Consider the following 7,670-nt stretch of genomic DNA (forward strand, 5'->3'; position numbering starts at 1 on the left):
CGCCACCACCGGGACCTGCGCCCCCGCCAGCCCCACCACCGACAGGGCGTTCCGCAGGGTCTGCGCCAGCCCGACATTGCCGCCGGCGACGGTGATCAACTGCAAAGAGATCTCGGGCGAGGCCAGCGCCAGCCACAGCGCGATGGCGTCATCCGTGCCGGGGTCGCAATCCAGCAGGACAGGGCGAGGCTTCGGCGTCATCGGCGGCATCCGGCGGCAGGGGAAGGCAGGCCCGCGCGCGTTGCGGCCAGCCTTGCAGCATGGCAGTTTGCGCCACACCCGACCAGCCGCCGCCCAGGAGCCGCCCGATGTCCCGCCTGCGCCGCGCCCTGCTCGCCGCTGCCACCCTCGCCACTTTCGCGGGTCCCGCGCGGGCCCAGGACCTGCTGCGCATCGGCATGGAATCCGGCCCCACCAGCCTGGACCCGCATTACGCCAGCCTGATCACCAACATCGCCTTCAGCCGCCATGTCTTCCAGCCGCTGGTGCAGCAGGACCGCCGCCAGGCGCTGCAGCCGGCGCTGGCCACATCCTGGCGCGCGGTCGACGACCTGACCTGGGAATTCACCCTCGACCCGGCAGCGCGCTTCCATGACGGCGCCCGCGTCACCGCCGACGACGTGGCCTTCACCCTGGCCCGCGCCGGCGACGTGCCGAACTCGCCCTCCTCCTTCCGCGTCTACACCCGCCCGATCACCGCGGTGGAGACGGTCGACGACCGCACCATCCGCATCCGCACCCGGGTGCCGACGCCGCTGCTGCCCAACTATCTTTGCCTCGTCATGATCGTCTCGAAGCAGCATGGCGAGACGGCGACCACCGCCGACTACAATGCCGGCCGCGCCATGATCGGCACCGGCCCCTATCGCCATGTCTCCTGGCAGCCCGGCAGCCCGCTGGTGATGGAGCGCAACGACGCCTTCGCCGGCCCTGCCCCCGCCTTCGCCCGCGTCGAGTTCCGCCCGATCGCCAATGCCGGGGCGCGCACCGCGGCGCTGGAGGCCGGCGATGTCGACCTGATCGAGATCGTCCCCCCCGACCAGATGAAGAAGCTTTCCGCCAGCGCGCGCTTCGCGACGGCCGAAAGCCCCTCCAACCGGCTGCTGTTCCTGACGCTGGACAGCGACCGCGAGGCCAGCCCCCACGTCACCGCCCGCGGCGGCGGCCCCATCGCCAACCCGCTGCGCGACCCCAGGGTGCGCCGCGCGCTGTCGATGGCGATCAACCGCGACGCGCTGGTCGCCCGCGTGCTGCAAGGCCAGGCGACGGCGGCCGGCGACCTCGGCCCCGCCGGCTATTTCGGCACCGCGCCGGACCTGCTGCCGCAGCCCTTCGACCTGGACGGCGCGAAGAAGCTGCTGGCCGAGGCCGGCTACAGCCAGGGCTTCGCGCTGCAGGTCAACGGCCCCAACGACCGCTTCGTCAATGATGAGCAGGTGGTGCAGGCCATCGCCCAGATGTGGACCCGGCTCGGCCTGGTGGCGACCGTCGAGACCCGCCCGCGCGGCGTCTGGCTGGCCGAGGCGGCGCAGCTGAAATATTCGGTCAACCTGGCCGGCTTCTCGCCCAATCCGGAAGTGCTGGGCATGCTGGAGACGCAGATCCATTCCTGGAACCCGGTGCTCGGCCTCGGCACCGCCAATCGCGGCCGCTTCAGCAACACCGACATCGACGGGCTGATCCAGAAGGCGCGGCAGACCATGGACGACGCGCTGCGCGCCGAGCTGACCCGCCAGGCCAGCCGCGCCGCGCTGCGCGACCAGACCGCGCTGATCCCGCTCTATTTCCAGGTCAATACCTGGGCGATGCGCCGCGGCCTGGGCTATGAGGCGCGCACCGACGAGATGACGCTGGCCACCAGCGTCAGCCGCGCCCCCTGAGGCCAGGACGCCGGGCGCGATTCTCGCCTTCCTTCCGCTCGTATGATAATCCTACGCTTTGGCAGAAGGGCGAACCGCCCCCGACAGGAGGCCAGAGCCAGCATGGACGGACGCACCCCCCGCAGCCCGGGTGACGCCCCTCGCCAGGGACATGGGATCGAGCTCTCGCCGCTCGCCCCGCCTGCCAACCTCACCGCCGAGCTGGTCCGCCGGCTGGCCGCCGAGATCCGCGCCGGCCGGCTGCGCCCCGGCGACCGGCTGCCCACCGAGCAGGCGCTGATGCGCCAGGCCGGCGTCTCCCGCACCGTGGTGCGCGAGGCGGTGGCGGCACTCCGCGCAGAAGGCCTGGTGCTGACCCGCCAGGGCGTCGGCGCCTTTGTCGCCGACCCCTCCGCCCGCGGCCAGGTGCGCATCGATCCGGGCGAGATGCGCTCGCTGAACGACGTGCTGCAGGTGATCGAGCTGCGCATCGCCATCGAGACCGAGGCCGCCGGCCTCGCCGCCGAGCGCCGCGACGCGGCCACGCTGGAGCGCATCGCCCAGGCCGCGATGGCCTTCGAGACCGCGGTGCAGGCCGGCGACAGCGCCGTGACGCAGGACCTGGAATTCCACCGCGCCATCTTCGCCGCCACCGGCAACGGCTTCTTCCCGCGCTTCCTGGAATTCCTCGGGCCGATGCTGATCCCGCGCCAGACGGTCCGCCCCTATCTGGAGGAGAGCGAGGCCCGCAGCGCCTATCTCGCCCGGGTGCAGGAAGAGCATGCGCGGATCTTCGCCGCGATCAGCCAGGGCCAGGCGGCGGCGGCGCGCAGCGCCATGCGGCGGCACCTGACCGCCAGCCGCGACCGCTATGCGCGGCTCGCCGGCCGGCTTTCCGCCAACGTGTGACCGGCACGGGGCCCGGCAGGTCGCCGGGCCGCGGCTATAGCGACGGGAATTCCGGGACGTCGGCCAGATAGGCCAGCAGGGACCGTGCCAGCGCCTCGACATCGTCGATGCTGGTGCATTCATCCGGGCCCTGGGCCGGCTGGCCCGGCCGCTGCAGCCCTGCCTGCAGGATTTCCGTCAGCCCCGCCTGCTGCACGAAGCCCAGCGCCGAGGGCTCGGCCGCGGCATATTCGCGGAAGGCCTCGGGGCCGAAGCCGAAGCCCCAGCGCATCGCCTGCTGCCAGCGCCCGGCATTCGGGCCGAGATGCGGCGCGACCACCGCCGGGATCGACGACACCTCGCGGATGGTCGCGGCATGGCCGGGATGCAGCGCCGCCTCCAGCACCGCATCGAGCTCGGCGCGGATGCCGTCGGCGGTTTCCCCGATGCCGAGCCGGCGATGCAGCGCCAGGCTGCAGAAGGCGGCAGCATCGGTGCTGGCCTGCTCGGCGCTGACCGCGGTGATCGACAGGCGCGGGCCGTCGCTGGCCTGGCCCAGCCGGCCCTGCAGCGCGGTCAGGCGCGACAGCACCGGCAGCGCGGCCTCGGCGGCGCCGGCGGCGGCGGGAATGCGGATCTCGAGGTCGAGGCAGGCCGGGCTGCCGGTCCAGAGCCGCGGCGCCGCCAGCCCGCCCAGGCTGACCAGGTGCCCTTCCAGCGCGCCCTGCTCGGCGAGGTGGCGCAGCCCGGCATGCGGATTGGCACCCTGGCCGCCATCGGTGGTGAAGACCAGCACCGGGTCGAAGCGCAGCCCGAGGCCGACCGCATCGGCCGCGCGCAGCGCCGCCCAGACGGCGGCGATGGCGCCCTTCATCCGTCGCGTGCCCAGGCCATACAGCAGGTGACCCTGCCGCGTCAGGGTCAGCGGCGGCCGGGTCCAGCCGGGGCCGGCCGGCGGCGTGTCCATCTGGAAATGCAGGGTGCAGGTGGGGCGGCCGCTGCGCCGGCTGGCCACCAGGTTGACCCGCGGTCCGCTGGAGGGGGCGCCGGGCACCGCGCCTTCCGGCACCACCAGGCTGCGCAGCCCGAAGCCGAGCGGGGCGAACATGTCCTGCAGCAGCGCGGCGAAGGCGCCATAGCCCTGGCCCGGGGGGGCAGCGGTGTCCACCGCGACCAGCCGCGCCAAATCGTCGATCCAGCCGGTCGCGCCCAGCAGCGGGGCGGCCAGCCCGAGACGGTCCAGCGCCATCGCATCGAGCAGGTCCGTGTCGGGCCGCTCATCCCAAGGCATCCAGACATCTCCCTGCGCTGCAAGGACTACCATCGCTCGAACCTGACGCTGACGATCCCCGCAACCTGACGGCGACCCCGGTCGAGGCGCCTTAGCAGGGAAGCGGCCGCGCTGCAGGTCGGGTTTTCCGTCCGCACAGCTTGTTGAAACGGACGATGCGGGGGCGTTCGGCGATGCGCCAATCTCTTTTCCGTGGGACCGATCAAGCGACAGCGAGAGCCGCGGCGGCGCCGTCGTCCCTGCCGGCAGGGGCTGCGAAGTCGCCGATCCGGCAGCGGTTTAACCGGCCCGGCTCAAGCCCTGAATTTGCTCGAATAACGGCCAGGCTCTGGTTCGCCGCCGCAATGGCCGCCGGGCATGGAAAAGGCCGGGGAGGTCGCCCTCCCCGGCCCGGTCCTGATCCTGGTCGCGATCGCGCCATGCTCTTGCCACAGCCGGACGAAATGCCGGCCAGGCTCAAGCTTCCGATTCGGCCGGATCGGCCGGTAATCTGGCCTCAGCGACCGGCGGTGCGGCGCTGGCGCTCGGCGTGGAACCGGCTGCGCGGCGCCGCGGCACCGGCACCACCGCCATAGCCGCCGCCCGGACGGCCGGCACCGCCGCCGGGACCACCCTGGCTGCGCCCGCCGCCACCATAGCCACCGCCATAGCTGCCGCCGTTGCCGCCACCCTGGCTGCCGGCCGAGGGACCCTCGGGCAGCGCCTCGATGCGGATATGCGGGTCCTCGCCATCCGGCCGGCGCGCCGCGGTGGCGAACTGGCCGGCGGCGGCGGCGGCCACCTCGAACTGGGTCTCGCGACCCTGGATGCGGATGCGGCCGATGTCGTTGCGCTGCACGCCACCGCGGCGGCACAGGAAGGGCAGCACCCAGCGCGGATCGGCATTGCCGTCGCGGCCGACATTCATGCGGAACCAGACGCCCTCGCCCTCGGGGCCGGCGACGCGCTCGCGCACCGGGCGGCGCTCGGCGTCGAAGGCGCTGAGCTCTTCCGGCGCCGGCAGCGGTGCGCGCAGCACCTTGACCAGGGCGGCGGCCAGCGCCTCGGGGGAGACGCCGCCCTCGACCAGGGCACGGGCGACCGACAGGTCGTCGGGCGTCGCTTCCTCGGCCAGCAGGGCGCGGGTCTGCTCGGCCAGCCGCGCCGCGTCACGCTCGCGGATCGCCTCGGCGGCGGGCGCCGGGCCCCATTCGGCCTGGACGCGGGCGCCCATCAGCAGGCGCTCGGCCATGCGGCGGCGATTCGGCGGCACGATCAGCACCGAGGTGCCCTTGCGCCCCGCGCGGCCGGTGCGGCCGGAGCGGTGCAGCATGGTCTCCGGCTCCTTCGGCAGCTCGGCATGGATGACCAGGTTCAGATCCGGCAGGTCGATGCCGCGGGCGGCGACGTCGGTGGCGACGCAGACCTGGGCGCGGCCGTCGCGCAGCGCCTGCAGCGCGCGGGACCGCTCGGCCTGCGACAGCTCGCCGGACAGCGCCACGGCCGAGAAGCCGCGCTCGGCCAGGTTGCCCTGCAGACGGGCGACGGCGGCGCGGGTCGAGCAGAAGACGATGGCGCGCGGGCTGTCGGACAGGCGCAGCAGGTTGACCACCGCGCGCTCCACGTCATGCGAGGCGACCGTCACCGCCTGATAGGCGATGTCGCCATGCTGGCCACCCTCGCCCTTGACCTCGAGCCGCAGCGCATCCTTCTGGAAGCTCTCGGCCAGGCGCGCGATCTCGCGCGGCACGGTCGCCGAGAACAGCAGCGTGCGGCGGTCTTCCGGCGCGGCGCCGAGGATTTCCTCGAGCTCCTCGCGGAAGCCGAGGTCGAGCATCTCGTCGGCCTCGTCCAGCACCACGGCGCGCAGCGCCTCGGGCTGCAGGTTGCCGCGGTTCAGGTGGTCGCAAAGGCGGCCGGGGGTGCCGACGACGATATGGCAGCCCTGGGCCAGCGCGCGGCGCTCGACCATCGGGTCCATGCCGCCGACGCAGCTGACGACGCGGCCACCGGCAGCGGCGTAGAGCCAGGACAGCTCGGTGCGGACCTGCAGCGCGAGCTCGCGCGTCGGCGCCACGACGATGGCCAGCGGGGCGCCGGCCGGCGGCATGCGCTCGGCCGTGCCGATCAGCTCGGGGGCCAGGGCCAGGCCGAAGGCCACGGTCTTGCCGGAGCCGGTCTGCGCCGAGACCAGCAGGTCACGGCCGGCGGTCTCGGGCTCCAGCACCGCGGCCTGCACCCCCGTCGGCTCGGCATAGCCGCGTTCGGTCAGGGCGCGCAGAAGCGCTTCGGGCATCACAGGAAAAGGCATGTTTTTCGAAAATTCCGCCGCGTATCGGGTGGGGGGCGCATCCATCATCGGGATGCCGCGCTCAGGGAAAGGCCATGAGGCGGGAATACGCCGGTCGGCCTCGAACTCGCGGGGTTCTACAGGCTTTGTCCCGCTTTTGCACGGGTTGCGCGCAAACAAGGGTGAGCCATGCGGTGCGCGCATGGACCTATGGTTTGCCGGGCGTCGCTTCCGCGCTTGCACGGCGGCTGTGGTTTGACCATTCTCCGCGCTGGAAGCGCACTATCGCTTCCCGCGGGGATTTGACGGATGCAGCTTGCGCCGCGACACCAAGTGCTAAAGCGCCAGGAAGCCGGGCAGCGGTTCCGCGGGCATGATGCCGCGGGCCATGGTCGCTTCGTGGACCATCCGACCCTGTTGGAGAGCCCCGAGGTGCCCATTCTCATGTCGATGACCTGTCCCTGAGCCCGCGGCTGCGCCCCGCGCGGCCGATCCTGACGCCGTACCCCCCCCTGATCCCCCCTGATCGCCATACCGGAACTGCCATGTCTGCTGCCGCTGCCGCCCCGGGCGTCCCGCCCGGGCCCGCCATCCGCCTGACCGCGCTCAAGCGCCATTTTTCCGTCGCCGGCGGCCCGCTGGTGAAGGCGCTGGACGGCGTCTCCCTCAGCGTCGCGCCGGGCGAGATCTTCGGCATCGTCGGCCGCTCGGGCGCCGGGAAATCCACGCTGATCCGCTGCGTGAACCTGCTGGAGCGGCCCGAGGCCGGCCAGGTGCAGGTGCTGGGCGAGGAATTGCTGGCGCTGGACGACGCCACGCTGCGCGACCGCCGCCGCGGCATCGGCATGGTGTTCCAGCACTTCAACCTGCTGGCCTCGCGCACCGTGGCCGACAACGTGGCCTTCCCGCTGGAAGTGGCCGGCGTCCCGGCGGCCGAGCGGAAAGCCCGCGTCGCCGAGGCGCTGGCCCTGGTCGGGCTGACCGACAAGGCAAAAACCTACCCGGCGCAGCTGTCCGGCGGCCAGAAGCAGCGCGTCGGCATCGCCCGCGCGCTCGCCCCGCGCCCGAAGATTCTTCTGTGTGACGAAGCCACCAGCGCGCTGGATCCCGAGACCACCCAGGAAATCCTGGGGCTGATCAAGACGCTGCGCGACCAGCTCGACCTGACCGTGCTGCTGATCACCCATGAGATGGCGGTGGTGAAGGAGATCTGCGACCGCGTCGCCGTGATGGAGCGCGGCCAGGTGATCGAGGAAGGCCGCGTCTTCGACGTCTTCACCCGGCCCGCGCACCCGACCACCCGCCGCTTCATCGCCGACACCATCGGCCATTCGATCCCGCCCGGCACCGTGGCCCGCCTGCC

At 72.8% G+C, this 7,670-nt stretch carries 6 protein-coding genes; 3 read left to right on the forward strand and 3 right to left on the reverse strand.

Translation table 11 applies throughout. The features are described 5' to 3' along the window. Positions 1-201 (reverse strand): nucleoside hydrolase (locus GVN67_RS27100; RefSeq protein WP_200845412.1); only part of this gene is annotated, 201 nt, incomplete at its 3' end. A gap of 107 nt (positions 202-308) precedes the next feature. Here GVN67_RS27100 and GVN67_RS27105 point away from each other — a divergent pair. Together GVN67_RS27105 and GVN67_RS27110 are read left to right on the forward strand one after the other, a co-directional pair. Next, entirely contained in the window at positions 309-1,880 is a 1,572-nt protein-coding gene (locus GVN67_RS27105; RefSeq protein ID WP_160000430.1) for an ABC transporter substrate-binding protein, read from the forward strand. Positions 1,881-1,982: 102 nt separating this feature from the next. After that, positions 1,983-2,768, forward strand: a complete 786-nt coding sequence (locus tag GVN67_RS27110) for a FadR/GntR family transcriptional regulator (RefSeq protein ID WP_160000431.1) — start codon at positions 1,983-1,985, stop codon at positions 2,766-2,768. Positions 2,769-2,802: 34 nt separating this feature from the next. Here GVN67_RS27110 and GVN67_RS27115 read toward each other — a convergent pair whose 3' ends face one another. Both GVN67_RS27115 and GVN67_RS27120 read right to left on the reverse strand, forming a co-directional pair. Further along, positions 2,803-4,038: a M20/M25/M40 family metallo-hydrolase gene (locus tag GVN67_RS27115; RefSeq protein ID WP_160000432.1), complete on the reverse strand. Its 1,236-nt coding sequence runs from the start codon at positions 4,036-4,038 to the stop codon at positions 2,803-2,805. Positions 4,039-4,534: 496 nt separating this feature from the next. After that, positions 4,535-6,328: a DEAD/DEAH box helicase gene (locus GVN67_RS27120; RefSeq protein WP_160000433.1), complete on the reverse strand. Its 1,794-nt coding sequence runs from the start codon at positions 6,326-6,328 to the stop codon at positions 4,535-4,537. Positions 6,329-6,852: 524 nt separating this feature from the next. Here GVN67_RS27120 and GVN67_RS27125 point away from each other — a divergent pair. Next, positions 6,853-7,670: methionine ABC transporter ATP-binding protein (locus GVN67_RS27125; RefSeq protein ID WP_160000434.1), on the forward strand; the 818-nt coding region annotated here is incomplete at its 3' end.

Origin of the sequence: Roseomonas sp. 18066 (assembly GCF_902706185.1) — a bacterium.
Classification (GTDB): domain Bacteria; phylum Pseudomonadota; class Alphaproteobacteria; order Acetobacterales; family Acetobacteraceae; genus Pseudoroseomonas.

Excerpts from the sequence above, each read along its gene's own strand:
- GVN67_RS27105 (WP_160000430.1), top strand. The coding sequence starts at position 309 with ATGTCCCGCCTGCGCCGCGCCCTGCTCGCCGCTGCCACCCTCGCCACT.
- GVN67_RS27110 (WP_160000431.1), top strand. The coding sequence starts at position 1,983 with ATGGACGGACGCACCCCCCGCAGCCCGGGTGACGCCCCTCGCCAGGGA.
- GVN67_RS27115 (WP_160000432.1), bottom strand. The coding sequence starts at position 4,038 with ATGCCTTGGGATGAGCGGCCCGACACGGACCTGCTCGATGCGATGGCG.
- GVN67_RS27120 (WP_160000433.1), bottom strand. The coding sequence starts at position 6,328 with ATGCCTTTTCCTGTGATGCCCGAAGCGCTTCTGCGCGCCCTGACCGAA.